The following is a 25,044-nucleotide window of genomic DNA, read 5'->3' on the forward strand; positions in this document are numbered from 1 at the left end:
GAGATTTTAAAGTAAAACAGTGACATATAAAAAGAGGGGTGCAAATGCAACCCTCTTTTTACATTCTATAAGCTTTACCGTGTCAAAGAATATGGTATATGTAAGAGTCTTGATAGGTTTATTGCTTGGATTGAACCAACTTAAAAAAGGATTGTACGTTTTGTGGGCTTGAAAAATTATCAAAGACAATAAAATCGTCTCCATGGTTCATGGTTATTTTTTTGATAAAGGGAATTGCAGACATCTCTAATACAACCCCATCCGTATGACTGAAATCTTCTATTTCAGTATATTTGAATTCCCATTTTAGTCCTTTTCCAAACATAGCATCAGAACAGAACAATAATCTTTTATTTGTAGCAGCTAAAATGCCAGATCTACTGATATAACCAAAATTTATTACGCAGTAGAGTGTAGAAAGAATATCTTCTTCACTGTTTAAGTGTTCTTTTATTGTTCCTAGATTCGCCTTCATGAGCAGGCCCCCTTATTATTGTAAGTAAAGTGTTGTTAAATTTATTTTATCATATATTAACATTTCGAAATTTGTATTATTGAATTTTAGTTGAGGGATGAAAAGGGAAAGAGAATTCTTTTTAGTTTCTAGTACAATAAAGTAAGGAGAATATGACTAGAAATTAAAATATTACTAAATATACGTAACTAATGAATACAATGTCTTTTTCAGTTATTAAGTTGTAAATCATTTTATGATAAAATCTTTTACATAATTTAATAAAGGGGTAGTATTCAATGGGTTATTTCTCAAATGGTTTATTAGTTTTGTTTGTGCTTATCGTATGTAGTTGTATAATTTTTGGTTAATAATATAATGAGAGTCTTATATAAAAGAAGTTATCTCAAGTGAGATAACTTCTTTTTATTTTATGTTGAGAAGGAATTCTATTTTTCTTATTGAAGTTTGTTCTAGTTATTTTCACGTCAATCGCAATTTTCATAAGGGGCATTTTATGGAACATTAACAAACTATAGAATAAGGAGTATTTACATGAAAAATAGTATACACTACACAAGTGAACATCCTACAAAATTTAATGAATTATTAGCTTTATATGAATCTTTAGGATGGAATTCTCTTAAATTAACAGTGAATGAATTAGAACAAATGTGTAAACAAAGTTGGTATGCAATATATGCATTTAAAGAGGAACAATTAATTGGGATGGGGCGTGTTATATCCGATGGAGTAATAACAGGCGTTATTTGTGGTGTATGTGTAATGCCGGAGTATCAGTATATTGGTATTGGAAAAGACATAGTGAAACGATTAATCCATCACTGCGAACAAAACAAGGTTATTCCGCAACTTATGTGTGTGGAAAAATTGCAATCTTATTATGAATCTATAGGGTTTGAAGCATTCTCTATTGGGATGACAAAACATATTATGAGATAGCGGTGCTTTATATTTTCAGTTTACTCGTACATATTTTCAAACTTCATTATAAAGGAGAATTGCTGTATGGAGATTGCAAAAGGGGTAGAAATGTTACAACTCGAATTTCAAGAATTTATCATTCACCCAATTCTTTTATGGAATGATGAAATGGCAGTTTTAATAGATACTGGTTTCCCTGGACAATTCGAAGATATACAAGTAGAGATGGAGAGAGTTGGGGTATCTGTTGATAAGGTAAAAGTTGTGATTTTGACACACCAGGATATAGATCATATAGGTAGCCTTCCTAATGTATTGGAGAATGGTGTAAGCGATATTAAAGTATATGCGCACGAGTTAGATAAGCCATATATTGAGGGAGATTTACCTTTATTGAAAGATGTACATGTAGAGAATCCACCAAAAGGAAAAGTGAGTGACACAGTGATTGACGGGCAAGAACTTCCGTATTGCGGTGGGATACTAATTCTCCATACTCCAGGGCATACTCCAGGGCATATTAGTTTATATTTGAAACCAAGCAAAATTCTTGTCGCTGGAGACTCGATGTATAGTGTGAATGGAGTGTTAGGAGGAGTTCATGCTCCAACAACTTTAAATATTATGGAAGCACGGCAGTCTTTGAAGAAGTATTTAAATCTAGATATTGAATCTGTAGTTTGTTACCACGGGGGATTAAGTAAGGGGAATATAAAGATTCAACTTCAAAATTTGTAAAAGGTAAAGATAATAATTTTTTAATAATGGATGCTAAAGTGTAGTCTAATTGTTGGTATATACATAAAACACTTAAATGATAAAAAAGCATGTTTGAAGAAATACAAACATGCTTTTTTATTAAAGGAAACCCATGTAATTTTAACGTCCTAATCCGTTCCAATAAAAAGAAACGATTTCTTGTGCTAATTCATCTATATTTGTAAGAATAGGATTGTCATTTTCATCTTTAAAATTCCCAATTGATAATAAAGATACGAATGCATGAGCGGCAAATTTAGGGTTTCCTTTTTGGATTTCTCCAAATTGCATCGCTTTAGCGAGTGCTTTTTCTAACACTTCATACATGCTATCTTCAGCTTTTTTTAATTCCTTCAATTGTTCTTCAGATAACGACAATTTTGCATCTTTCATAAAATTTTTCATATCGATATCCATTGTGGCATGTAAGTAAACTTTAGCAAAGTTTAATAATCTCTCTTCTAAAGTATTGTTTGTAGAGAGTATTTGAGACATATTCTCACGTATACGTACCATCATTTGAATCATAGTAGCGGTAAATAAATCTGCTTTTGTTGAATAGTAATAGTAGACGGTTGCTTTCGTAACACCACAAACTTTTGCTACTTCCTCCATAGAAACGACTTGATAATTTTGAGTAAGAAATAACCGAGTTGCAACTTCTAAAATGGTTTCTTTTGTAGATTTTGTATTTTTATTTTGACGAGGCCTTCCAAGAGGGCGTTGTTTTTGTTCCAAATCCATTCGCTCCTGACATGTATTGTTTAGATAATTATAACATAATTTTTATTCATTCTTGATTAATTAACCGACCAGTATATATAATTAATAGTGGAGGAAAAAAGGAAGGTGGGTTTTTTATGAAAAAGCATCCGTTACATATGTTAGGGAGGCTTGTAGCAGGGAAAAATACGCAATGGATCACTTTATCGGTATGGATTCTTATTACGTTATTACTTTCATTTACGTTACCACAAGTAAATAGTACGAAAGAACCGAACCCGAAAAATTTACCTGAAACAGCTATGTCGCAGCAAGCGGAAGCACTTATGAAAAAAGAGTTTCCGAATAATGCGGGGAATCCGTTGTTAGTAGTATGGTATAGGGATGGTGGATTACAGTCACAAGATTATAAACTTATACAAGATGTGTATAAAGAGTTAAAAGCTAGTCCTTTAAAGGAACAATCAACGTTACCACCATTTGATACGATCCCGGAACAAGTATTATCAAAAAGTGCATCAAAAGATGGTACATCATTTGTTACACCGGTATTTTTTAACAAGTCAGCTGGAACAGATATATTAAAAGGAAATCTTGATGATTTAAGAAAGATAGTGAATAGTAAGGTGGATGTAGATCCATTTAAACAAAAAATAAGTGATTCTGGATTACATGTTCGATTATCTGGACCAGTAGGCATTCAAACAGATGCAGTTAGTTTATTTAGTCAAGCAGATGTGAAATTGTTAGTTGCTACTGTACTTCTCGTATTGGTTCTATTAATTTTACTGTACCGTTCACCAATTTTAGCAATTTTACCTTTACTTGTTGTTGGCTTTGCATACGGTGTTATTAGTCCTACACTCGGTTTTTTAGCTGATCACGGATGGATTAAAGTAGATGCCCAAGCGATATCAATTATGACAGTACTATTGTTTGGTGCTGGAACGGATTATTGTCTATTTTTAATTTCGAGATATCGGGAGTACTTGTTAGAAGAAGAAAGCAAATATAAGGCGCTGCAACTTGCAATTAAAGCTTCTGGTGGGGCTATAATAATGAGTGCATTAACTGTTGTACTTGGATTAGGCACATTATTGCTTGCTCATTATGGTGCCTTTCATCGATTTGCAGTACCATTTAGTGTTGCTGTATTCATTATGGGAATCGCTGCTTTAACAATTTTACCAGCTTTATTATTAATTTTCGGTAGAGCCGCATTCTTCCCATTTATACCGAGAACAACTTCGATGAATGAGGAATTTACTAGAAAGAAAAAGAGAGTCGTAAAAGTTAAAAAATCAAAAGGCGCCTTTAGTAACAAACTTGGAGATGTTGTAGTACGAAGACCGTGGACAATCATTATGCTTACTGTATTTGTATTAGGTGGATTGGCTTCATTTGTACCACGTATTCAATACACATATGACCTATTAGAATCGTTTCCAAAGGATATGCCTTCACGCGAAGGGTTTACGTTAATTAGTGATCATTTTTCAGCTGGTGAATTAGCGCCAGTAAAAGTTGTCGTTGATACGAAAGGAAAAGAGCTTCCTATTAAACAAGAACTAGAGAAATTCTCTTTCGTAAAAACAGTGAAAGAGCCAAAAGAGGGGAAAGAAAATAAGCAAATTAAAATGTATGAGGTTTCTTTAGCTGAAAATCCATACTCAATTGAAGCATTAGATCAAATCCCTAAATTGAAAACTCGTGTAGAAAAAGTATTAAAAGATGCTGGGGTTAGTAATGCAGAAGATCGACTATGGATTGGCGGAGAAACGGCTTCATTATATGATACAAAGCAAATTACAGAACGTGATGAAGCGGTTATTATTCCAGTAATGATTAGTATTATAGCTTTATTATTACTTGTTTACTTACGATCAATTGTCGCGATGATTTATTTAATTGTAACTGTTGTTTTATCATTTTTCTCTGCATTAGGAGCCGGATGGATATTACTTCACTTCGGTATGGGAGCACCGGCCATTCAAGGTGCAATACCGTTATACGCATTTGTATTTCTAGTTGCTTTAGGTGAAGATTATAATATCTTTATGGTTTCAGAAATATGGAAAAACAAAAAGACACAAAATCATTTGGATGCAGTAAAAAATGGCGTTATACAAACAGGTAGTGTCATTACATCCGCAGGTTTAATTTTAGCTGGAACTTTTGCTGTATTAGGAACACTTCCAATTCAAGTGCTCGTTCAATTTGGTATTGTAACAGCAATTGGTGTATTACTAGATACGTTTATTGTAAGACCACTACTTGTACCGGCAATCACAGTCGTTTTAGGCCGTTTTGCTTTTTGGCCAGGAAAACTTTCAAGGAAGAGTGAAGAGATACAAAAAGTGGATGCGTAGTTGAAAAAGCCAAGGATACTTTCCTTGGCTCTTTCAATGTAATTAATTTTTTGAAGTCAAATCATCAGATGCAGCATGATCAGCATCTTCAATAGCGGTTTCTGGCATTCCATATAAGCCGTTCATTGCTTGCTCTTCGATAGTAAGATTGGCAGTAGTATTATTTTGAATAGGTGTAGCGTTTTCGATAACATTTTCTTTTTTATTTACATTTTTGTTATTCATGTATGAATCCTCCAAATTTCATTTGATTTATTTATAGTATGTGGATGGATTTCCAGAAATATGTGAATGGATTCTTATAGATGTTATATAATTAAATAAACAATTAGAGTGAAATGTAAACTGTTAGGAGTGAACAATTATGGTGAAAGCAAGGAAATTAGCCTCCTAAAATAAAAACTAATTTTTAATTATATACAAGTGAAAATAAATAATAGAAGAGATCATGTTTATATTGCATGGTCTCTTTTTTATTCATTAATAATAAGTAAAAGTGGAAAATATAGGTTTATTTGTAGTTTAATAGTAAGAGAGGTATTGTTTTAATTTTTTTTATTTTCAATCAGCTAAAATTTTAAATGATTTAATAGGGGATAGTAAAGTGAAGTTCGTAAGTATTGAAAAAGAAGAGATTCTAATTGAGAATATGGCAAAAGTGTATTGTAAAGCATTTGAGAAAACAAATTTCAATGAGATGATTGAGCGAATGAAAAGACATGTAGAATATGCAGATTTTAAAGGTATAGTAGCAATAAATGATGAAAATGAAGTGGTTGGTTTTACTTATGGTTATCGTTCATTAGAAGGACAGTACTATAATCAATTAATGAGAGAAGCGTTAAATCTAGAGCAAGTAGAAGAGTGGTTACAAGATTGTTTTGAATTTGTAGAGTTAGCAGTTCATCCACAACATCAAAATGAAGGTCTTGGAACGAAATTACATAATGAACTACTAAAAGGGATTTTAAATAGAACGAGTGTTTTAACAACACAAATAAACAATGAAAAAGCGCGTTCGTTATATGAAAGATTAGAGTGGGTAAATATATTGGAGCCATTTCACCCAAGTACAAATGATGTTCCATATATAATAATGGGAAAAACTTTAAAAACAAAAGTGAATTGATAATTATTTCGTTCGCAAAGGTTATTAGCTTGTAACAATAAAGGGGAAAACAAAAATGACAATAATATCTATAGAAAAAGCTACAATTTTAGATGCAGAAAAGTTAACAGAAATAATGACAAGAACATTTGATGAAGAAGCAAAACGATGGCTATACGGTCAAGGTGATGTTATTGACTATAACATCCAACCACCAGGGTATTCTTCAGTAGAAATGATGAGATATTCAATCGAAGAATTGAATTGTTACAAAGTGATAATGGATGGAAAAATAATCGGGGGAATTATAGTTACGATCTCAGGTAAATCATATGGCCGAATTGATCGTATTTTTGTAGAGCCTGTTTATCAAGGGAAAGGAATTGGATCAAATGTTATTAAATTAATAGAAGCGGAATATCCAAGCATAAGGATTTGGGATCTCGAAACATCGAGTAGACAAATTAATAATCACCATTTTTATAAAAAGATGGGTTACCAAACAATTTTTGAATCAGAAGATGAGTATTGTTACGTGAAAAGAATAGGAACGAGCTCAAACAAAGAAAGTGTATTTAAAAATGAAGACATGAAAAATAGCCAATATGAAAACTGTAACTTGGAAAATACCGAGTATTATCAAGTAAATTTAAAAAATAGTTCATTTGTTGGCAGCAATATAAGGAATATGAATATGAGCAATTGTAATGTAAGTCAATCCAAGTTTAGAAATATTAATTTTAGAAGTTCTTCATATGCAGATTTAAATCTTTCTGGCAGTAAATTTAGTTTGGTGACTTTAGGTGGAGTTCAATTTAAAGATACAAGTCTTGGAGATGAGAAGGAACCTATTTTATTTGATAATTGTGATTTACAAGGTAGTGTAATACATAATAGTAACTTGAAGAATATTGAAATAGAAAATTGTGATATAGCCGGTATGAAAGTAAATGGTATTCCAATGGAAAAGCTGCTTGCATTATATAATAAAGTAAAAAGTTAACCGGTTAATGTAGATAAGTTTGTTCGTAAAGCTAATATTATGCCGAAATAATTATATAAAAATAACATAAAGAAATAAAGGAGAGAAGGGGTTTCATGCAGGAGGCTAGAATGAATATGAATATATGTATGGTTAAGAATATGGAGGGAAGAAAATATGACGATCAAAGTAAGAGCAGTAGAAATACAAGATGCCAGAGCGATTCACCGTATATGCATACAAGATGACGTTTTACCTTATATGATTTTCTTACCTAGCATGCGTGTAGATGCGATGGAAAATAGAATTCGAAATTTAGCACCAAATCAATTTGAATTTGTCGCAGAGTATGATGGGGAAGTTGTAGGATTTGTTGGGTTAACCCAAAGTCCTGGACGTAGATCTCATTCGGGTGATTTGTTTATCGGGGTAGATAGTGAATATCATAATAAAGGCATTGGAAAAGCTCTTCTTACAAAAATGCTTGATTTGGCTGATAATTGGTTAATGTTAGAGAGAGTAGAACTAGGTGTTTTAGAAACGAATCCTAAAGCGAAAACTCTATATGAAAAATTCGGATTTGTAGAAGAGGGAGTAAAGATAGGAAATTTGAAAGCTCACGGAAAGTTTATTAATGAAATTATGATGAGTCGTTTTAGACCTGATGGTTTAATTGTACATAATGGATAGTGAAAGCATGACAGTATAATGTCATGCTTTTTTATTAGAATTTGGTTGTAATAAAAATAATGCAAGACCAATAAAAATAACTGTAATGCCTAGTCCTTGTTGTAAAGAAATAGTCTCATTTAATATAAAGTACGCTAGTATACAAGTCCCAATTGTTTCTCCTAAAATGCTCATGGAGATTACAGTAGCACTCATCCATTTTAATAACCAATTAAAAATCGTTTGCCCTAAAATCGTAGCAATAAACGCCAAACCAATAAAGCATAGCCAAGTTTGTGTAGAGTAATGGATAAAAGATTCGTGTTTCATATAAGCAAATATACCAAGAAAACAGGCGCTACTTCCATAACTAATGAGCGAATACGGTATAAGTGACAAATCTTTACGAACATATTGGCTAATGAAAAAATAAGCAGTAATAATTCCGGCCGCAATAAACGCTAAAATATCTCCGTATAAGGCTTCCCCGCTAATTTGGAAGTCTTGCCATCCGATAACGATACTTCCTGAAATAGCGATGAGGCAACCGATAATCGCGCCTCTCGTAAACCTTTCCTTGAATAAAAAATAACCACCAATCATTGAGAATAAAGGTTGTAACGTTACGATAACTGTAGAACTTGCTACAGAAGTATATTGTAACGATTCAAACCATAGTACATAATGTGCAGCTAAAAATAGCCCAGAAATGAATCCGAATCCCCATTGTCTTCTTGTTATTGTTTTTAGTTCGTTTCGATTGTTTCGATTAAAAAGTAATAATGGCAACAGAATTAATGCAGCGAAAAATAATCGATAAAAAGCAATGATAGTTGCAGGAGCATCTGCCAATTTTACAAAAATCGCTGAAGTTGATAAGGCGAATACACCGAAAAATAAGATGCAATATGAAAGAATAGGTGATTTCAAAGTTTGTCCCTCCGATAGATTGTCTATTATAATGAACTAAATACGATAAAATGTACAAAGGTAAGTATATAAGTCTAGGAGACGATAGAAAAGGATTATTTGCCTTTGTTTAGTAAGTCAGCACAAAAGCGATGAAATATATATTATGATGGACGAAGGAAGGATTTACTATGATACATGATAGGCTTGGACAAACTGTATTAAGTTATCGTAAGAAAAATAAGATGACAATTCGCGAATTTGCGGATTATGCAGGAATTAGTACTTCATTAATTAGTCAAATTGAACGAGGACATGCGAATCCCTCGTTAAGTGTATTGGAATTAATAGCGAAAGCGTTAAATGTACCGTTATTTACACTATTTATTAATGAGATTGATACAGATTCACTCATTTCTAAGAAGAAAGATAGAAAGAAAGTATATCGAGAAAATAACGATCACATCGTATACGATGTATTAACACCTGATTTTATGAAAGCGCGTATTGAAATGTTAATGATGGACCTAAATAAACAAGCAAATACAACGGAAAATCACTATTCACATGAAGATAAAGAAGAAATTGCTGTTGTTATGAAAGGAGAAGTTTATGTGGAGTTAGAAGGCAAAGAGTACTTCTTAGAAGAAGGAGATGTTGTACGTATCCCGCCAAATGTGAAACATCGTTTTTTGAATAAAAGTGACGAATCCAATCATATTTTATTTGTATTGACGCCATCTTTAGGATGAGTATAAAGTGATTTTTTTATGGGGGATAGAAAGATGGAAAATAAAACTGTTTTAAAAGGTGGCTTGTCAATTGATTGGGATTTTGGACATGTCTTTAAATTCTCATATAGTTACTTTGATCATATTAAGAGGGCTCCAAAATATAAAGATATAACTTTAGAGAAATTCCGATTTGTTATGAATACGTAATGAAGCCTAATGGTCTGTATTAAGGTACAAAAATATAAATTTATTTGTTGTTAGTATATTATTTTAAAATATGTAAGATTTTACATGAGTATTTTACTTTTACTAATTATGTAAATAGGCTATACTAAAATACATACATTTTAGTATTGGAGAGAGAAGTAAAACGACATGGAATTAGTGAAATTGGAAAAAGTAATTGAAATAAAGAAAGAAGAACTTTTATATTTAGTATCAGATTACGGAATTCAACATGAAAAAGTATTGGCATTAAGTCAAGAAATAGACAAATTAATTAATTACTTTATGTTTTTAAAATAGGAAGAACTATGACATGATGTGAAAATGTTATAGTTCTTTTTTATTTGGAAATTCAGATGTATATTCTATATACTAATAATAGATGGAATATTCTGTTTTAGAGGAGGCGGATGCATGATATTACATACGTACATTTCAGGAGAAGGAGAACCAATCGTACTTTTACATTCTGGTGGTATGACAGGTTTAGTAGAATATGAAGAGCAGGTAGCATTTTTTCGAGAACAAAATTATCAAGTCATTCGCCCTGATTTAAGAGGGCATGGAAAATCAGGGGGGACATTGGAGAATTATTTCCTACGTTCTGCAAAGGATTTATATGATACGTTAGAGCATCTACAAATTGATAGATGTCATATAGCTGGTGTTTCACTAGGAGGATTAGTCGCTTTATTATTTGCAAAAAAGTATCCAGAGAAAGTGAGAACATTAACTTTTTCAGGTATATTTCCAGTTAAGAGGGATAATTGGGAAGAGTCTCTGGAGTATGAAGCGAAGTGTCATCAGCAATTGATGAAAAATGAAGAAGTTATAACGTATATGAATCAAATTCATGAAAAAAGTGATTGGAAAGCATTGCTTGAATCGTGGCAAGTTAAAGATTGGTATCCTTTCGATGAAACTGGTGATGTAGCGAATCTTCAAATACCTACACTCTGTATTGCTGGGGGAGATTCAGAAGATGAAGTTACAGCTGCTACAACGTTCAAACAATTAAACGGAAATATTCATATTGCCGTTATTCCGTTTGCCGGTCATTTAGTACATAATGATCAACCGAAAATTTATTCGGATATATTGTCTAATTTCTTACAGAATGCGCAAGTTGCTAGTCGAATATAAGGACTTTTGGGTATAATAATAAAGGAATTATTAATTGTATCGGTTAGGAGCGCAATACATATGAAAACAGTTGTTGTCATCGGTGGAGGTATAACGGGACTTTCTACTATGTTTTATTTAGAAAAATTAAAAAAGGATTATAATATAGATTTAAATTTAATCCTTGTAGAAAAAGAAGAGTACTTAGGTGGGAAAATCCATAGTGTAGAAGAAAAGGATTTTATTATGGAATCCGGAGCAGATTCTATCGTTGCTCGTAATGAACATGTCATGCCGCTTATAAAAGATTTAAATTTAGAAGAAGAAATGGTATATAATGAAACGGGTATTTCTTACATATATTCTGATAATATTTTACATCCAATTCCTTCTGATACTATATTTGGGATACCGATGAGTGCCCGATCGTTGTTTAGCAGTACGCTAGTATCAACGAAGGGGAAAATTGTTGCTTTAAAAGATTTCATAACGAAAAATAAAGAGTTTACGAAGGATACTTCTCTTGCTGTATTTTTAGAAAGCTTTTTAGGGAAAGAGTTAGTAGAAAGACAAATTGCTCCGGTGCTTTCAGGTGTATATTCTGGTAAATTGAATGAGCTTACTATGGCGTCTACACTACCGTATTTACTGGATTATAAAAATAAATATGGAAGTATTATTAAAGGTTTTGAAGAGAATAAAAAGCAGTTTCAATCAGCAGGAAATAAAAAGTTCGTATCATTTAAAGGTGGATTATCTACGATTATTGATCGTTTAGAAGAAGTGCTGACTGAGACGGTTGTTAAGAAGGGTGTTGTAACGACAGCTGTAAGTAAACAAGGTAATCGCTATGAAGTCTCCTTTGCAAATCACGAATCAATCCAAGCTGATTATGTTGTTTTAGCAACTCCGCATGATATCGCAGAAACTTTATTACAGTCTAATGAGTTAAACGAGCAGTTTCATACATTTAAAAATTCATCACTTATAAGTATTTACTTAGGGTTTGACATACTAGATGAACAATTACCAGCGGACGGCACAGGATTTATCGTAACAGAAAACAGTGATTTACATTGTGATGCTTGTACATGGACAAGTCGGAAGTGGAAACATACATCTGGAAACCAAAAGCTATTAGTGAGAATGTTTTATAAGAGTACGAATCCGGTATATGAAACGATTAAAAATTATAATGAAGAAGAATTAGTACGAGTCGCTTTATATGATATTGAAAAGAGTCTCGGAATTAAAGGTGAACCAGAAGTAGTTGAAGTGACAAAATGGAAAGATTTAATGCCGAAATATCATTTAGAACATAATCAAGCAGTTCAAACATTACAAGAAAAAATGACGGATCTATATCCTAATGTATACTTAGCGGGTGCCTCATATTACGGTGTCGGAATTGGTGCGTGTATTGGAAATGGAAAGAACACTGCAGATGAAATCATTGCAACATTAAATGAACCGACAAATTAATATAGCATAAATAAATAAATAAATAAATAAATAAATAAATAAATAAATAAAATGTCCCTCCGTTATATTGGAGGGACATTTTATTTATTTTACTTGAATTGAGATCTTTTTATTCGTTGTATGATTCTCAGTAATCGTTAATGTTATATTACCGGATTCTTTAAATGAATATGATGAGAGTTGATAAAGCTCTTTTATACCATGTTTCTCTTTTAATTTATTGGCAGGAAGTAATGTTATGTTCGGTTTCCATGTTTCCTGTTTACCTGAAGGATAGTTTACTATTATTTCTGGATTATTTAATTGCATTGGTTTCCAAGAGGCAAAATGTAGCTTAACTTCTGTATCTTTTTTTAGTAATTCTTCTGAGAAATATCCAAGCTCTCCAACGTTACCGAAAACAGTAAAGTTTTGATTTTGTAATGTGATATCTAGATGTTTAGGTTGATATGTTGCTGCGTGATAGATTCCATATGAAAGAGAAAGAGTAGCGGCGATTAAAATGCTGATTAAAAATGTTTTAAAGCTATTGCCTTTAAAACTAGTCATCATGAATGAGTTTGGAGTGAACTTTTTTGCGAATAAAAATATGAGTAATATGAGTAAGAGGGATAAGCTGATGAATATATACAAAGGAAATTTACACCTCCACAATAAAATAATGTATTGACTATATTTTACCATAAATGTATGGGGTAGGGGGGTGTTTTAGAAGGGAAAAGTGAGTATGGAATCGAAATGGTAAGGTATATCAATTCGAACGGAGTGATGGCAATGAGAATAATACAATTACTTTTTAAAAATGAAGATAAGAACAGGATAATAGGAGGGAATGTGATTGTTACGTACTGTTGAAGCAACGCAAAAATTATTTGACGAATGGGCAAAAACTTACGATGAAAATTTACAAGAAGCAACAGGTCCATTATATGGATATAACAATAGTTTGATTGAAGCGGAAGAAATAATTCAACTATATAAGAAAGAAAAAATTATTGATATTGGAATTGGAACAGGTGCATTTGCTTCATTAGTGAGTGAAAATAATGAGAGTGTAGTAGGGGTGGATGTATCAGAAAAGATGTTAGAAACATGTAAAGAGAAATATCCAATGTATCATTTAGAGGTAGGATCATTTACAAATACGAATCAAGCAGATGAAGCTTTTGATATAGTTATTTCCAGTTTTTGTTTTCATGAGGTGTTACCTTCAGAGAGGAAAAAAGCTTGTGAAGAGGTTTATAGAATAGTGAAGAAAGAAGGGAAATTTCTTCTTTTAGATATTATGTTCATATCTGATTTTGCATTAAATGAAGCGCGAGAACGAATTGGGAGGAAGTGGGATAGTACAGAAGTATATCCATTTGTGAATGAGTTAGATACACTTCTTAGAGAAACTGGTTTTTCAAGTATAAATTGGAGACAAACAGCTCCATGTCATTGGGCATTAGTTGCAAATAAATAGGGAATAAAGAGATGATCAATGTACTATGATCATCTCTTTATTTTTCGCATCATGTAAATGCAAGAAGGGTTACTCTTAGTTCGTATTGAATTAAGAGGGTAGGCTACTCTTGAAATATTTGATTAATGGGACATTGAGGACTTTCCTAATTATAAATATGTTTTCTGCTATAATGAATAAGTAGAAAGAAAGGAGTGATCCTATGGCATTTCCTATATTAGAAACAGAACGTTTGCGTTTAGTTGAAATAGAACAATCTTATTGTCAAAAAATATATGAAATCTTTTCATTGGATGAGGTAACGTGTTATTACGGTATGAATTCTTTTACAGAGTTTGGACAAGCTTCACGTATGATTGAATCTTTTTCAAAAAATTACTTTGAGAAAAAGGCAATACGATGGGGGATTGTATTAAAAGAAACAAATACTTTAATAGGTACAATTGGATTAAATAATTTACAATTATGGAGTAAACGATCTGAAATTGGATATGACTTACATCCTCGTTATTGGGGGAATGGTTATGCGTCAGAAGCAGCCAGGGAAATTATTCGTTATGGATTTCAAGATTTAGGCTTATTTAGAATTGGTGCTATTACATACCCTGAAAATGTTACTTCTTGTAAAATGTTATGTAAAATAGGTTTTCATAAAGAAGGATTATTACGTGGATATATTCATCAAGGAAATAAGCAACATGATGCATTATTGTATTCTATAGTTCGAACGGATGTTGAAGATTTAAATTTATAATAAAAAACCCCTCTTAAATAAGAGGGGGTAAGTAAAAAATTAACCTAACTTAGGTAATAAACGTTCTCCGCTTTTCATGCTACTTTTACATAAAGGGCATTTAGGCTCTTCTTCAAATGAAAAGTTCTTTCTCATCCATCCTAAACAATCCTCTGCTTCACATTCCCAGACAGGGGTTTGTTCTGGTGGTACTTCTGCTACATCGTTCTTTCGATTGCGATACATGTAACCACTCCTTTTATGTAAAAAATTTTAGTTATATATTAAAAAGGTTGTTAACCGTGCTGGTAACAACCTTTTTATTGTTTGAATTATAGCTTTACAACGTTTTTAGCTTGAGGTCCACGGTTACCGTCTTCAACTTCGAAGCTAACTTCTTGACCTTCGTCAAGAGATTTGAAGCCGTCGCCAGTGATAGCTGAGAAGTGAACGAATACGTCGTTGCCACCTTCAACTTCGATGAAACCGAAACCTTTTTCGCTGTTAAACCATTTTACTTTACCTGTTAATGTCATGGTAATGCCTCCTAAAAATTAAAAAGATTACAATATGTTCGGCCTTATTTGAATGAAAAATAAAATTTCACATATTATCAAAAACCCATAAGGAATATAAAATGTTCCTGATTGATACTTGATAATATGCAAAGAAAATATACTGTTAAATTGACCTTAATTACTATCTTACAACAAATGGTGGGAAATAGCAAGTGCTGGTAATACCAGTGTGAAATAGGATGGTAAAAGACACAAAAACATCTCTTTTATTTATATATTATTCCTAATTTTGGTTTATGCTAAACTAAGAACATTTTTATTGAAAATTTGTATTAGTGAATCGATATATAGTATAAGAATAGTGTTGATGTATTTGTTAAGGAGGCGAGAATATTGCAGTCCAATAAATTTAAAATAATTGAAGCAGCCAAAGAAGGAAGAAGAAAAGTTCATCCAGTATTCGCTGTTATACTTGCAATTGTATTTTTAACTTTAGGTGAATTGTTCATGTTATTTATGTTGTTTTTACCGAAAGCAGAAACGCTTTTAATGAAAGCAATTTATAGTGATATTGAAATGATATTGACGTTTGGCGGAGCTATATTTTTTGTTTTTTTATGGATTAGATTTGTAGAGAAAAGATCAATTTCATCCATTGGGTTTTGGAGAAATCAGTGGATAAGAAAATATTTAAGAGGTGCATTAATAGGTTTTGTTTTTATTTCAATACCAGTCATGCTACTTTTATTAACTGGAAATGTACAACTACAAATGCAACACATTACACCAACCGCTATACTTGGAATTGTGGGATCTTTAGTTGCTTTTTTGGTACAAGGTGCAACAGAAGAAATTGTTGTTCGGGGTTGGTTATTTCCAGTTCTTTCTGTTAGAAGCCGTATATGGATCGGTATTGTTGTAACTTCATTTTTATTTGGTTTTCTTCATTTACTAAATCCAGGTATTACAATTCTTTCAATATCGAATATAATATTAGTTGGTGTGTTTGCAGCTTTTTACGTTTTGAAAGACAGTAGTCTTTGGGGGATATGCGCATGGCATTCCATTTGGAATTGGGCACAATATAACGTATTTGGTTTTGCAGTTAGTGGAATGACAATGTATTCTACACCACTTTTTAAACCTGTAACAAGTGGATCGGAATTCCTTCATGGAGGCTCGTTCGGAATTGAAGGGAGTATCATTACAACTATAATGCTCTCCATCGCTTCAATTGTTTTATGGAAACAGTTATGGGGGAGAAAAGCGAAACAAAGAGATTTTAGTTAATGAAAGAGGGAGAAACTATGGGGATTATAGCGTTTGAGGGAGCGAGTGCGGTTGGTAAGAGCACAACGTGTCGTGAGTTAGAAAAGAATTATGGTGCTTATATTATACCTGAAGTGAATTTATTATTTGAAAGACCAAAAAATGAACATAGAACATGGTATTTTGAAAAACAAGTAGAGCGCTGGAAAATAGCAATGCAGAAGTCAGAGCAATATAAATTAATAATACTTGATGGAGACATTTATCAGCCGCTTAGTTATAATTGGTGTTTCCATTTTGAAATATTTGATCAGCCATTATCTTTAATAGAAAACTTTTATAAAGAAAAGCTGATTAATAGGGAAATTGGTTTTCCTGATCAATATTTTTATTTATATACGAATGATGAAGAACTTAGAAAACGGAAAGAATCTGATGAGACAAAAAGAAGAAGAAATTTTGAAAAACATTTACATATATCAAAATCGTTTCAACGTTATTATGAAAATTTAAATACTGTTACAGACGGTTACTGCAAAATAATTGAAGCGAAAAGTGTAAAAACGAATGAACTAGAAATTGTAAATAACTTAAACAGTTTACATGTGTGTGAAGAGAATCGTTTTGATGTTTCGAGGTTAGATGCGATTACGAAGTGGTTAAAAGAAAAGCGTGCATAAAAAGAACGAGTACCTTATAAGGTACTCGTTCTTTTTACGCATATTGAATATGTAAGTTCGTTTCATAAATTGTTTTTAAAATTTGTAAGTTTGCTTGTTCATTTTTCTGAATAGCATTTTTATATTTAGGTAAGAAAAGTTGAGAAGGATAAACTGGGAGTTCACCGCAAATATCAATACCATAAATAGATTTATTCATAATTAGAGAATGAATAAATTGTAAAAGTCTAGATAATTTCATGTGCCCTTGATCCCAATTGGTAATAGTAACTTTTGGATCTAAAACATCTTTATCAATGCTTACATATATTGTTTCTGTATGAATATGTGAAAGTATTGTATGTATGGATACTTCATGTGATATATCAATTGGAAAAATTTCTACGTATGGACAATCATTAGAATGAATTGTAAGAGAAGAAGGCCCAATAATGATTACTTTCTTTAAATTATCATTATTTCGAAGAGAAAATGATACCCAAGATCCACAGGAAATAAGAGTTTGTTCATTTGCTCCCTGTAAGTTCATATCAGTATGATGATCAAATAGTATAAGGGTAAAAGGCTTGTTTATTTCTTCTAATAATAAATAAGATACATAATGATAATTTCCAGAACCTATAAAAGTAATTCCTTTATTCTTTCTACGATTTAATGCTCTTTTTATATGCATTAAAGAAGTGTTTTCGCAATATAGATTTGCGTGTTCTAAATGAGTAAAATCAATATCTTCATGTGAATAAGAATGTAGTTTATTTTGTAATAAATACGTATCATCAAAGTTTAAAAAAGTTAAACCGTTATGCAATAAACTCATATTTATTCATCTCCTTTAAATATAAGGCTATCATTTATTTTTATAAAATTAAAATGAAATGCTTTGAGTGGAATTAGTATTTAGAAAAGATAGTGTTTTTTTGACAGAATAATCTTTCAATTTTAAAAGAAAAGAAATACAATATAAGGAAATATGTATGTACTTCATGAAATAAAAAATATATAACAAATGGAAATGATATTTGGAATTAAATTGAGAAAAAAAGAAAGTTGAGATTAACTATCCGCAGCAGCGCTGGTGATCCAAAAAATAACCAATATTTCGAATTATTATTTGTGAAAGGAGAATAAAGATAAGTATGAAAAAGATTATTATTTCAGACCTTGATGGGACTTTATTAAGAAGTGATAAAACAATTTCAGAGAAATCTATTAATATTTTAAGGGAATGTAAAAATAATGGAGACGAATTGATTTTTGCTACAGCAAGGCCGCCAAGAGCTATAAAACAGTATATTCCCGACGTGTTAAAGAGTGAGATTATCATTTGTTATAACGGGGCTCTAGTACTAAAAGGGAATGATATTTTATATGAAATGAAGATTTCTAAAAATAACATTTTAGAAATCATAGAAATAGCAAACAAGTATAATCTTCATGAAATTTGCCTTGAAATCGGTGATAAGTTGTATTCCAATTTTGATGTAACTGATTATTTTGGTAATGTACCATGTGAAATTATGGATGTAAGAGATTTGAACTTTGAAAAAGCTTCTAAAGCAATTATTTGTACTAAAGGTTCAATAAACAAAGAATTCATTAAAGAATTGCCTGATGAATGCAGGGGAGTCATTACAGATGATGGGACATTGTGTCAAATTATGCATGCAGAAGTTTCAAAATGGAATAGTATTCAATATGTTCTACAGCACTTAAATCGAGACGTATCTGAAGTTATTGCTTTTGGAGATGACTACAATGATATGGAAATGATAGAGAAGTGTGGGATTGGTGTAGCGATGAGTAACGCTGTTGAGGAATTAAAGGCAGTCGCTAAAGTTATTGCTAAAAGTAACGATGAGGATGGAGTTGCTACATTTCTAGAAAGTAAAAGTTATGTTTATGTTGACTAGTATGAAAAAATTGTAGTAAGCAGCGAAAAAAGAGATGCTGCATCTGTTTTTGATAAATAGATATTATGAATGAGATATGCGGGAGGAAACAAGCAAGATGAAAACATTCTTTAAAATAATTGGAATTATAGCTGGCATGGCGGTAATCGGAGTAGGTTTAACATATGGTATGCTGTATTATTTGAATAATAGTAAACCAGCTGCGAAAAAGGCATCACCCGCTGCTCCGGCAGCAGAAGTGCTGGCTGATAGTAATGTAAAAGCTGAAGATGCAAAGGTTTTAGAAAATGGCAATCATTCATTACCAAATAGCGGCTTTAATAAAAATTTTAAATGGACAGATGAGAAAATACAGACAGCGTTACATGAAATGGCGCATCAAAAAACGAAGGCTGATCAAAAATGGGGTTATATTTTTATTACACAAGAACGAATTGAAAGTTTGCTTGATATTGTAAAAAGTAATGATCTAGTACAAGGAACTACATATGCAGACATTTTAGAGAGATGGAAACAAGGAAAATATGAAAAGATGGATGCGGATCATAATAAGATTTGGAAATTACAAAGCGGGAATTTAGGAGAAGGAAAAGGAGTAATGTCAGAAGCGGAACAAAAAGAGTTAATTAATCAAGTGTTTATGCAAAAAGGTACATATTCAGGTAGTAAATTAATTGCAGGTGGGGGACAGGCTAATAAATAAGAGATATGCTGATTTTGAAACACCTTTGTTGTTATAATTACAAAGGTGTTTTTGTTGACACAAGAAATAAATGGGAATATGATTCATATATGAAATAAATTAGAGGGGCTTACATATGAATAACAGAGAGCTTTACGGTAATATTCGTGATGTTTATCATTTACTCCAAAAAAATCTAGATAAAGCAATTGAACAGTATGATATAAGTTACGTACAATTTGGAGTGATTCAAGTACTCGCAAAATCTGGGAAAGTATCTATGTCAAAGTTAATTGAAAACATGGGATGTGTTCCAAGTAATATGACGACAATGATTCAACGGATGAAGCGTGATGGTTACGTAATGACAGAGAAGAACCCGAATGATCAACGTGAAACGCTCGTATATTTAACTAAAAAAGGTGAAGAGACGAAAAAGCAAGTAGATGTGCAATATAGTGATTTTTTAAAAGAGAATTGTGGTTGTTTTACGAAAGAAGAAGAGGGGCTTTTAGAGGCTCTATTATTAAAGTGGAAGAAGCACTTGAATTAAATATAGTAAAAATGTAACATTCTGTTACATTTTTATTTATATAAATACTTCATATGTGAAATAAAAACTAGTACAGTGAAAATTAAAGAAGGGATAATAATAAATAATTATTTCATATATGAAATAAAGGGGAGTTATATATGGAGTTAAAGTCAATGATACGTATTTTGGCAATTGTAGCTTTTTTTGTTGGATTAGATTCATTATTAGTGGCACCTTTATTACCAGTAATTACAGAAACAATTAGTATCCCTGATGGGAGTGGAGGGTTATTAATTACTATTTATGCACTTTGTTATGGAATAACTGCACCCGTATTTGGAATGATGTCTGATAGAGTTGGAAGGAAACGTATGATTATAATAGGGTTTATTATTTTTTCTATTTCTACATTTTGTACGGGATTAGCGAAGAATTTTGAAATTCTTTTATTATTTCGCGGTCTAACAGGTTTATCTGGTGCAATGATTATGCCAAGTATTTTTGCATTAGTGGGAGATAAAGTTACATATGAGTCAAGAGGAAAAGCGATGGGAACAATTATGGGAGCAATGATAGGTTCAACAGTCATTGGAGTACCTATAGGCGCATTTTTATCTGAAATAGGAAATTGGCAATGGACATTTTATAGTATAGGACTTTTAACTTTATTTCTGACATTACTAATTAATCACATATTAAGAAATGAAAAAGAGAGAGAGGATGTGCATGTTTCTTTAACGGAAACGGTGGATGCACCATTGAAAATGACTGTAGTAAATATATCAGTTTTATTTGCATTATTAGCAACTTTTCTATGGACAATTGGATTACACGGCATGTTTTCATACATAGGTGTTTATTATGGGGATAATTTTGGACTTTCCGTTGGTAAAATAGGTATTGTAATCTTTTTGGCGGGAGTTGGTAGTGTAGCTGGTAACATTTTGGGTGGGAAGTTAGCTGATAAAATAGGAAAGAAGAGTGTTATAGTCATTGCGAGCATTGTATCCTCAATTAGTGTAATGTTATTCTCGCTTTCCACAGAAAATCTAGTAATTGCAATTATTGTACATATTATTTGGAGTTTATTTATTGGATTTGGACAAGCATCATTAACGGCACTAATTTCAGAATTAAAACCAGCTGTGCGAGGGACTATAATGGCATTAAATAGCTCTGCCATGTATATTGGGATGACTATTGCTTCTGGCGTAGCGTCACTTGCCATAAGTAATGGATTTCCGTTTTTTTCTTTAGGAACAATCTGTGCAATTGCTAGTTTACTTGTCCTTCCAATCATATTTGTTCTAGTTAAAGAAAAAACATCACCTAATAAAAAGAAGATGACTATATAAGTGGTAGTAAAGAAAACGTGGGTTGATATTCTTTAAAGGATTTCAACTCATGTTTTCTTTCATATTATTTTATACTTTCATAACCTTTAATAGTGAAAGAAACGACTGTACTACAGGGGAAATCCATCTAGATTTATGATAGATTACATGGCTTTGAATAACTGTTGGAGTTTCAATAGGCTGAAAACAGAGTTGCTCTTTTTGACAACTTTCTTGTACAACGATGTAAGGAAGAATTGAAATTCCTAACTCACACATAACAGATTGTTTAATAACTTCAACGTTGGACGTTTCAAATGTTTTAGCTGGAATATTCCCGCTTTGACGTAAAAAACGATCTACCATTGGTCTATAACCGCAGCTTTGTTCGGTAAAAATAAACTGAGTATCCTTTAATAAATAAAATGGGTTAGAGTGTATACAGTAATGGGGAGGTAAAATCCATCCAAATGTTTCATTACTAAAAGTACGTGTAATAAAATCATTATGTTCTATACTTTCTCCAATTATGAAGACAACGTCTGTTTCTCCTTCACGTAATTTTTGTAATGCTTGTTCATTTGTGTTTGTTTCAAGTACGATATTTACTTTCGGATTTTTCTGTTTGTAAGTACGTAATAATTGTGGTAAACGATATACTGCTAATGATTCGTTTGATGTAATACTCAATGTACCTTCTAATTGATCGGTATTTTGAGGGATTTCTTGCGCCTTTTCATAAATTGCAAGTAACTCTAAAGCATAAGGATGAAATTGATGACCTGCTTTTGTAAGAAGTACTTTTTTTCCTAACCGATCGAAAAGAGGAATATGTAAATCGTTCTCTAATGCTTTCATATGCGCTGTAACTGTAGATTGCGCATAACCTAATGCATGAGCAGCTTTAGAAAAACTACCATACTTAACAATCGCACAAAATGTTTTAACATGTCTCATTTCCATAAGCAATCCCTCTTTTATTATCATGATTTGTGAATGATTATATCACGTATTTCAATTTTCCAAATGATTAAATTCCTTATAAAATGAAATTGTAGAAATATTTATTCATTTAATATTGGAGGAGAAAAGATGAGTGAAAAGGGCTATCATGTAGCTGTTGTTGGGGCTACGGGTGCAGTAGGTCAGAAAATTATTGAACTGTTAGAAAAAGAAACAAAGTTTAATATAACTGAAGTTACGTTACTTTCGTCAAAAAGATCGGCTGGTAAGACAGTACAATTTAAAGGGCGAGAGATCATTATACAAGAAGCAAAAATAAATAGCTTTGAAGGGGTAGATATTGCCTTTTTTAGCGCTGGAGGAGAAGTTTCTAGACAATTTGTAAATCAAGCTGTCTCTAGTGGTGCCATCGTCATTGACAACACAAGTAAATACCGAATGGCACATGATGTACCGCTCGTTGTTCCGGAAGTGAATGCGCACACTTTAAAGGAACATAAAGGGATAATAGCAGTTCCGAATTGTTCAGCATTACAGATGGTAACAGCTCTTCAGCCAATACGAAAAGTATTCGGATTAGAACGAATTATCGTTTCCACTTATCAGGCTGTATCGGGTTCTGGTATTCATGCAATTCAAGAATTAAAAGAACAGGCTAAGTCAATACTTGCAGGTGAAGAAGTGGAGAGTACTATATTACCAGCGAAAAAAGATAAAAAACATTATCCAATTGCATTTAATGTACTTCCTCAAGTAGATATATTCACGGATAATGATTTCACCTTTGAAGAAGTAAAGATGATACAAGAAACGAAGAAAATTTTAGAAGACCCAAACTTGAAAATGGCAGCTACTTGTGTGCGTGTTCCAGTTATATCAGGTCACTCAGAATCGGTTTATATAGAGCTTGAAAAAGAAGCAACTGTTGCAGAAATTAAAGAAGTATTGTTTGATGCACCAGGTGTTATTTTGCAGGATAACCCTAGTGAACAGCTGTATCCAATGCCATTATACGCAGAAGGGAAAATAGATACATTTGTCGGTAGAATTAGAAAAGATCCTGATACACCAAACGGATTCCATCTTTGGATCGTTTCCGATAATTTATTAAAAGGTGCGGCGTGGAACTCGGTGCAAATTGCAGAAACGATGGTGGAAGAGGGAATCATTTAGTATGAAGGAAACTAGGGAACTGTTAAAGATTACAGTTTCCTAGTTTTTATTTTATAACTGTTCGCTTTATTCCAGCCGTATTTGATTTGAAAGACAGTAAAAAACATCAAGAATGAATACAGTTTATTTGGTACAATATGGATAAATTCAATAAGGGGGAATTAGATGTATCAAGTAAAGGGGTATTTTTCATCGCTAAAAGGAAGTCATTATGAAATCGGTAAGCAACAAGGGGAATTTGTAAAACAACATCCTTACCTTATTCCGCAATTTATACAGAAAGAAAATTTAATATCGCATCAGCATTGGACAGAATCTAGAAACATATTACATAATTATTGTCCAGGAATTAATGAAGAGATTGAAGGGTTTTGTGAAGTATTAAAAATTCCATCTGAAAATATGATGTATTATTATCAAACACTATTAAAAGCAGGTTGTAGCCATTGTGCTGTTTTACCTAAAAAGACAGATTTAAAGCATACTTATGTATTAAGAAACTATGATTTGTCACCAGTAATAGATGATATGCGTTTTTGTTCGACTCATGTTGAAGGTGCATATGCACATAGTGGCTTTTCTACTCAATATTTTGGCCGAACGGAAGGAGTTAACGAGCATGGATTATCTGTTACATTTTCAGCATGTGGTCAACCGGTTGGAAATATTGCGGGTTTAAGAAAGCCAGCGGTAAGTGGTTTACAATGTTTTGCGGTCATTAGAGTATTATTGGAGAAATGCAAAAATGTGCAGGAGGCTAAGTCACTAATAGAAGAAATACCAATTGCTAGTAATATGAATCTAATAGTAGCCGATCCTGTAGATGCAGTATGTATTGAAATATTTGATGGATATAAATCAATAATCACAATTGTTGAGGAAAGCCAAGATTTTATCGTATCAACAAACCATGCAATTAGTTTACCTATTCAAAAACTGAATAGTAGAAGATTAGAACAATCTACAAACCGATATCACACATTGTATGAACATTTAAATCGAAATGAACAAGTGAGTATAGCGTCTTTAAAAGGATTAGTACAAAAAGAATATCCTGCCGGGCTGACGGTGCATAATTATGAAGAATGGTTTGGAACTTTACATTCCGTATTATTTGATTTGCATGAATGCACAATGAATATTTGTTTTGGGTCTCCACTTTTAAATGACTGGTACTCGTTGGAGGTTGGAGGGAGTCTTCCTTTTTCTGAGGTGAATGTGAACTTTGAAAATAAAACTTATACTGATTTTTGGAGAGAAGAGAATAATAAATTGATTCCAAAAGGGTAAATGGGGTAATA

The 25,044-nt window shown here is 32.2% G+C and carries 30 protein-coding genes; 21 read left to right on the forward strand and 9 right to left on the reverse strand.

The features are described from left to right. Window positions 1–118: 118 nt before the first annotated feature. A complete protein-coding gene (locus NLJ82_RS11565; RefSeq protein ID WP_000646618.1) occupies window positions 119–475 on the reverse strand; it encodes a PH domain-containing protein in 357 nt (118 codons plus the stop codon). Window positions 476–1,009: 534 nt separating this feature from the next. Here NLJ82_RS11565 and NLJ82_RS11570 point away from each other — a divergent pair. Beyond that, the gene (locus tag NLJ82_RS11570; protein WP_000797949.1) at window positions 1,010–1,417 is read left to right on the forward strand and encodes a GNAT family N-acetyltransferase; all 408 of its coding nucleotides are present in this window, start codon (window positions 1,010–1,012) and stop codon (window positions 1,415–1,417) included. A gap of 66 nt (window positions 1,418–1,483) precedes the next feature. After that, window positions 1,484–2,137 (forward strand): MBL fold metallo-hydrolase, encoded by a 654-nt coding sequence (locus tag NLJ82_RS11575; protein WP_000401489.1) that lies wholly within the window; start codon window positions 1,484–1,486, stop codon window positions 2,135–2,137. 141 nt (window positions 2,138–2,278) lie between these two features. Here NLJ82_RS11575 and NLJ82_RS11580 read toward each other — a convergent pair whose 3' ends face one another. Then, window positions 2,279–2,896: a TetR/AcrR family transcriptional regulator gene (locus NLJ82_RS11580; protein WP_000436042.1), complete on the reverse strand. Its 618-nt coding sequence runs from the start codon at window positions 2,894–2,896 to the stop codon at window positions 2,279–2,281. Between the two features lie 122 nt (window positions 2,897–3,018). Between NLJ82_RS11580 and NLJ82_RS11585 the strand changes: the two genes are divergently transcribed. Beyond that, window positions 3,019–5,250, forward strand: coding sequence for an MMPL family transporter (locus NLJ82_RS11585; RefSeq protein WP_000716557.1), 2,232 nt, complete (start codon window positions 3,019–3,021; stop codon window positions 5,248–5,250). Window positions 5,251–5,292: 42 nt separating this feature from the next. Here NLJ82_RS11585 and NLJ82_RS11590 read toward each other — a convergent pair whose 3' ends face one another. Next, window positions 5,293–5,475 carry a DUF4021 domain-containing protein gene (locus NLJ82_RS11590; RefSeq protein WP_001060699.1) on the reverse strand — a complete coding sequence of 61 codons (183 nt, stop codon included), beginning with the start codon at window positions 5,473–5,475 and terminating at the stop codon, window positions 5,293–5,295. Window positions 5,476–5,854: 379 nt separating this feature from the next. On the opposite strand from NLJ82_RS11590, the gene NLJ82_RS11595 reads away from it, so the two are divergent. The 3 genes from NLJ82_RS11595 to NLJ82_RS11605 all read left to right on the forward strand — a co-directional run bounded on the left by NLJ82_RS11595 (window position 5,855) and on the right by NLJ82_RS11605 (window position 8,030). After that, entirely contained in the window at window positions 5,855–6,379 is a 525-nt protein-coding gene (locus tag NLJ82_RS11595; protein WP_000673973.1) for a GNAT family N-acetyltransferase, read from the forward strand. A 55-nt stretch (window positions 6,380–6,434) separates the two neighbouring features. Continuing rightward, entirely contained in the window at window positions 6,435–7,361 is a 927-nt protein-coding gene (locus tag NLJ82_RS11600) for a GNAT family N-acetyltransferase (RefSeq protein WP_000152628.1), read from the forward strand. A gap of 156 nt (window positions 7,362–7,517) precedes the next feature. Next, window positions 7,518–8,030, forward strand: a complete 513-nt coding sequence (locus NLJ82_RS11605; RefSeq protein ID WP_000153560.1) for a GNAT family N-acetyltransferase — start codon at window positions 7,518–7,520, stop codon at window positions 8,028–8,030. Window positions 8,031–8,051: 21 nt separating this feature from the next. On the opposite strand, the gene NLJ82_RS11610 is transcribed toward NLJ82_RS11605, so the two are convergent. Beyond that, window positions 8,052–8,939 carry a DMT family transporter gene (locus tag NLJ82_RS11610; RefSeq protein WP_000841793.1) on the reverse strand — a complete coding sequence of 296 codons (888 nt, stop codon included), beginning with the start codon at window positions 8,937–8,939 and terminating at the stop codon, window positions 8,052–8,054. Window positions 8,940–9,109: 170 nt separating this feature from the next. Between NLJ82_RS11610 and NLJ82_RS11615 the strand changes: the two genes are divergently transcribed. The 5 genes from NLJ82_RS11615 to NLJ82_RS11635 all read left to right on the forward strand — a co-directional run bounded on the left by NLJ82_RS11615 (window position 9,110) and on the right by NLJ82_RS11635 (window position 12,481). Next, on the forward strand, window positions 9,110–9,670 hold the full coding sequence (locus NLJ82_RS11615) for a helix-turn-helix domain-containing protein (RefSeq protein WP_000581022.1): 561 nt from the start codon (window positions 9,110–9,112) through the stop codon (window positions 9,668–9,670). A 33-nt stretch (window positions 9,671–9,703) separates the two neighbouring features. Beyond that, the gene (locus tag NLJ82_RS11620) at window positions 9,704–9,859 is read left to right on the forward strand and encodes a hypothetical protein (protein WP_000428943.1); all 156 of its coding nucleotides are present in this window, start codon (window positions 9,704–9,706) and stop codon (window positions 9,857–9,859) included. 168 nt (window positions 9,860–10,027) lie between these two features. Continuing rightward, window positions 10,028–10,177, forward strand: a complete 150-nt coding sequence (locus NLJ82_RS11625) for an aspartyl-phosphate phosphatase Spo0E family protein (protein ID WP_000424361.1) — start codon at window positions 10,028–10,030, stop codon at window positions 10,175–10,177. A gap of 114 nt (window positions 10,178–10,291) precedes the next feature. Then, the gene (locus NLJ82_RS11630; protein WP_000600659.1) at window positions 10,292–11,020 is read left to right on the forward strand and encodes an alpha/beta fold hydrolase; all 729 of its coding nucleotides are present in this window, start codon (window positions 10,292–10,294) and stop codon (window positions 11,018–11,020) included. A gap of 60 nt (window positions 11,021–11,080) precedes the next feature. Further along, window positions 11,081–12,481 carry a protoporphyrinogen oxidase gene (locus NLJ82_RS11635; protein WP_000860370.1) on the forward strand — a complete coding sequence of 467 codons (1,401 nt, stop codon included), beginning with the start codon at window positions 11,081–11,083 and terminating at the stop codon, window positions 12,479–12,481. An 84-nt stretch (window positions 12,482–12,565) separates the two neighbouring features. On the opposite strand, the gene NLJ82_RS11640 is transcribed toward NLJ82_RS11635, so the two are convergent. Then, a complete protein-coding gene (locus NLJ82_RS11640; RefSeq protein ID WP_000275267.1) occupies window positions 12,566–13,114 on the reverse strand; it encodes a hypothetical protein in 549 nt (182 codons plus the stop codon). 205 nt (window positions 13,115–13,319) lie between these two features. Between NLJ82_RS11640 and NLJ82_RS11645 the strand changes: the two genes are divergently transcribed. Both NLJ82_RS11645 and NLJ82_RS11650 read left to right on the forward strand, forming a co-directional pair. Continuing rightward, complete coding sequence (locus NLJ82_RS11645; protein WP_000946613.1) at window positions 13,320–13,946, forward strand: class I SAM-dependent methyltransferase; 627 nt, start codon at window positions 13,320–13,322, stop codon at window positions 13,944–13,946. Window positions 13,947–14,148: 202 nt separating this feature from the next. Next, window positions 14,149–14,700: a GNAT family N-acetyltransferase gene (locus tag NLJ82_RS11650; protein ID WP_000885380.1), complete on the forward strand. Its 552-nt coding sequence runs from the start codon at window positions 14,149–14,151 to the stop codon at window positions 14,698–14,700. A 39-nt stretch (window positions 14,701–14,739) separates the two neighbouring features. On the opposite strand, the gene NLJ82_RS11655 is transcribed toward NLJ82_RS11650, so the two are convergent. Together NLJ82_RS11655 and cspD are read right to left on the reverse strand one after the other, a co-directional pair. Continuing rightward, the gene (locus tag NLJ82_RS11655) at window positions 14,740–14,925 is read right to left on the reverse strand and encodes a cold-shock protein (protein WP_000286198.1); all 186 of its coding nucleotides are present in this window, start codon (window positions 14,923–14,925) and stop codon (window positions 14,740–14,742) included. An 86-nt stretch (window positions 14,926–15,011) separates the two neighbouring features. Next, on the reverse strand, window positions 15,012–15,215 hold the full coding sequence (gene cspD, locus NLJ82_RS11660) for a cold-shock protein CspD (RefSeq protein WP_000176368.1): 204 nt from the start codon (window positions 15,213–15,215) through the stop codon (window positions 15,012–15,014). 375 nt (window positions 15,216–15,590) lie between these two features. On the opposite strand from cspD, the gene NLJ82_RS11665 reads away from it, so the two are divergent. Beyond that, window positions 15,591–16,487, forward strand: a complete 897-nt coding sequence (locus NLJ82_RS11665) for a CPBP family intramembrane glutamic endopeptidase (RefSeq protein ID WP_001191544.1) — start codon at window positions 15,591–15,593, stop codon at window positions 16,485–16,487. Then, on the forward strand, window positions 16,487–17,146 hold the full coding sequence (locus tag NLJ82_RS11670; protein WP_000657886.1) for a nucleoside/nucleotide kinase family protein: 660 nt from the start codon (window positions 16,487–16,489) through the stop codon (window positions 17,144–17,146). Before NLJ82_RS11665 ends, NLJ82_RS11670 begins: the two co-directional genes overlap by 1 nt. Before the next feature lie 34 nt (window positions 17,147–17,180). Here the strand turns inward: NLJ82_RS11670 and NLJ82_RS11675 are convergent, their stop codons facing one another. Next, window positions 17,181–17,963 carry an arginase family protein gene (locus NLJ82_RS11675; protein ID WP_000054635.1) on the reverse strand — a complete coding sequence of 261 codons (783 nt, stop codon included), beginning with the start codon at window positions 17,961–17,963 and terminating at the stop codon, window positions 17,181–17,183. 319 nt (window positions 17,964–18,282) lie between these two features. Here NLJ82_RS11675 and NLJ82_RS11680 point away from each other — a divergent pair, with 319 nt between their 5' ends. The 4 genes from NLJ82_RS11680 (at window position 18,283) to NLJ82_RS11695 (ending at window position 21,628) form a co-directional block, all read left to right on the forward strand. Then, on the forward strand, window positions 18,283–19,056 hold the full coding sequence (locus tag NLJ82_RS11680) for a Cof-type HAD-IIB family hydrolase (RefSeq protein ID WP_000720248.1): 774 nt from the start codon (window positions 18,283–18,285) through the stop codon (window positions 19,054–19,056). A gap of 97 nt (window positions 19,057–19,153) precedes the next feature. Further along, on the forward strand, window positions 19,154–19,759 hold the full coding sequence (locus tag NLJ82_RS11685; RefSeq protein ID WP_000846583.1) for a PRK06770 family protein: 606 nt from the start codon (window positions 19,154–19,156) through the stop codon (window positions 19,757–19,759). Between the two features lie 115 nt (window positions 19,760–19,874). Continuing rightward, window positions 19,875–20,291, forward strand: a complete 417-nt coding sequence (locus NLJ82_RS11690) for a MarR family winged helix-turn-helix transcriptional regulator (protein ID WP_001065034.1) — start codon at window positions 19,875–19,877, stop codon at window positions 20,289–20,291. Between the two features lie 140 nt (window positions 20,292–20,431). Then, window positions 20,432–21,628 carry an MFS transporter gene (locus NLJ82_RS11695; protein ID WP_000421210.1) on the forward strand — a complete coding sequence of 399 codons (1,197 nt, stop codon included), beginning with the start codon at window positions 20,432–20,434 and terminating at the stop codon, window positions 21,626–21,628. A gap of 69 nt (window positions 21,629–21,697) precedes the next feature. Here the strand turns inward: NLJ82_RS11695 and NLJ82_RS11700 are convergent, their stop codons facing one another. Next, complete coding sequence (locus NLJ82_RS11700; protein WP_000425918.1) at window positions 21,698–22,570, reverse strand: LysR family transcriptional regulator; 873 nt, start codon at window positions 22,568–22,570, stop codon at window positions 21,698–21,700. Window positions 22,571–22,699: 129 nt separating this feature from the next. Between NLJ82_RS11700 and NLJ82_RS11705 the strand changes: the two genes are divergently transcribed. Together NLJ82_RS11705 and NLJ82_RS11710 are read left to right on the forward strand one after the other, a co-directional pair. Beyond that, window positions 22,700–23,743 (forward strand): aspartate-semialdehyde dehydrogenase, encoded by a 1,044-nt coding sequence (locus NLJ82_RS11705; RefSeq protein ID WP_001290627.1) that lies wholly within the window; start codon window positions 22,700–22,702, stop codon window positions 23,741–23,743. Between the two features lie 165 nt (window positions 23,744–23,908). After that, complete coding sequence (locus NLJ82_RS11710) at window positions 23,909–25,033, forward strand: C45 family autoproteolytic acyltransferase/hydrolase (protein ID WP_000285210.1); 1,125 nt, start codon at window positions 23,909–23,911, stop codon at window positions 25,031–25,033. Window positions 25,034–25,044 lie beyond the last annotated feature (11 nt).

The organism is Bacillus paranthracis (genome assembly GCF_024296885.1).
GTDB lineage: Bacteria > Bacillota > Bacilli > Bacillales > Bacillaceae_G > Bacillus_A > Bacillus_A paranthracis.

Excerpts from the sequence above, each read along its gene's own strand:
- NLJ82_RS11675 (WP_000054635.1), bottom strand. The coding sequence starts at position 17,963 with ATGAGTTTATTGCATAACGGTTTAACTTTTTTAAACTTTGATGATACG.
- NLJ82_RS11690 (WP_001065034.1), top strand. The coding sequence starts at position 19,875 with ATGAATAACAGAGAGCTTTACGGTAATATTCGTGATGTTTATCATTTA.
- NLJ82_RS11695 (WP_000421210.1), top strand. The coding sequence starts at position 20,432 with ATGGAGTTAAAGTCAATGATACGTATTTTGGCAATTGTAGCTTTTTTT.
- NLJ82_RS11655 (WP_000286198.1), bottom strand. The coding sequence starts at position 14,925 with ATGTATCGCAATCGAAAGAACGATGTAGCAGAAGTACCACCAGAACAA.
- NLJ82_RS11710 (WP_000285210.1), top strand. The coding sequence starts at position 23,909 with ATGTATCAAGTAAAGGGGTATTTTTCATCGCTAAAAGGAAGTCATTAT.
- NLJ82_RS11680 (WP_000720248.1), top strand. The coding sequence starts at position 18,283 with ATGAAAAAGATTATTATTTCAGACCTTGATGGGACTTTATTAAGAAGT.
- NLJ82_RS11685 (WP_000846583.1), top strand. The coding sequence starts at position 19,154 with ATGAAAACATTCTTTAAAATAATTGGAATTATAGCTGGCATGGCGGTA.
- NLJ82_RS11600 (WP_000152628.1), top strand. The coding sequence starts at position 6,435 with ATGACAATAATATCTATAGAAAAAGCTACAATTTTAGATGCAGAAAAG.
- NLJ82_RS11585 (WP_000716557.1), top strand. The coding sequence starts at position 3,019 with ATGAAAAAGCATCCGTTACATATGTTAGGGAGGCTTGTAGCAGGGAAA.
- NLJ82_RS11625 (WP_000424361.1), top strand. The coding sequence starts at position 10,028 with ATGGAATTAGTGAAATTGGAAAAAGTAATTGAAATAAAGAAAGAAGAA.
- NLJ82_RS11570 (WP_000797949.1), top strand. The coding sequence starts at position 1,010 with ATGAAAAATAGTATACACTACACAAGTGAACATCCTACAAAATTTAAT.
- NLJ82_RS11590 (WP_001060699.1), bottom strand. The coding sequence starts at position 5,475 with ATGAATAACAAAAATGTAAATAAAAAAGAAAATGTTATCGAAAACGCT.
- NLJ82_RS11605 (WP_000153560.1), top strand. The coding sequence starts at position 7,518 with ATGACGATCAAAGTAAGAGCAGTAGAAATACAAGATGCCAGAGCGATT.
- NLJ82_RS11630 (WP_000600659.1), top strand. The coding sequence starts at position 10,292 with ATGATATTACATACGTACATTTCAGGAGAAGGAGAACCAATCGTACTT.
- NLJ82_RS11650 (WP_000885380.1), top strand. The coding sequence starts at position 14,149 with ATGGCATTTCCTATATTAGAAACAGAACGTTTGCGTTTAGTTGAAATA.
- NLJ82_RS11635 (WP_000860370.1), top strand. The coding sequence starts at position 11,081 with ATGAAAACAGTTGTTGTCATCGGTGGAGGTATAACGGGACTTTCTACT.
- NLJ82_RS11700 (WP_000425918.1), bottom strand. The coding sequence starts at position 22,570 with ATGGAAATGAGACATGTTAAAACATTTTGTGCGATTGTTAAGTATGGT.
- NLJ82_RS11670 (WP_000657886.1), top strand. The coding sequence starts at position 16,487 with ATGAAAGAGGGAGAAACTATGGGGATTATAGCGTTTGAGGGAGCGAGT.
- cspD (WP_000176368.1), bottom strand. The coding sequence starts at position 15,215 with ATGACATTAACAGGTAAAGTAAAATGGTTTAACAGCGAAAAAGGTTTC.
- NLJ82_RS11575 (WP_000401489.1), top strand. The coding sequence starts at position 1,484 with ATGGAGATTGCAAAAGGGGTAGAAATGTTACAACTCGAATTTCAAGAA.
- NLJ82_RS11620 (WP_000428943.1), top strand. The coding sequence starts at position 9,704 with ATGGAAAATAAAACTGTTTTAAAAGGTGGCTTGTCAATTGATTGGGAT.
- NLJ82_RS11705 (WP_001290627.1), top strand. The coding sequence starts at position 22,700 with ATGAGTGAAAAGGGCTATCATGTAGCTGTTGTTGGGGCTACGGGTGCA.
- NLJ82_RS11615 (WP_000581022.1), top strand. The coding sequence starts at position 9,110 with ATGATACATGATAGGCTTGGACAAACTGTATTAAGTTATCGTAAGAAA.
- NLJ82_RS11565 (WP_000646618.1), bottom strand. The coding sequence starts at position 475 with ATGAAGGCGAATCTAGGAACAATAAAAGAACACTTAAACAGTGAAGAA.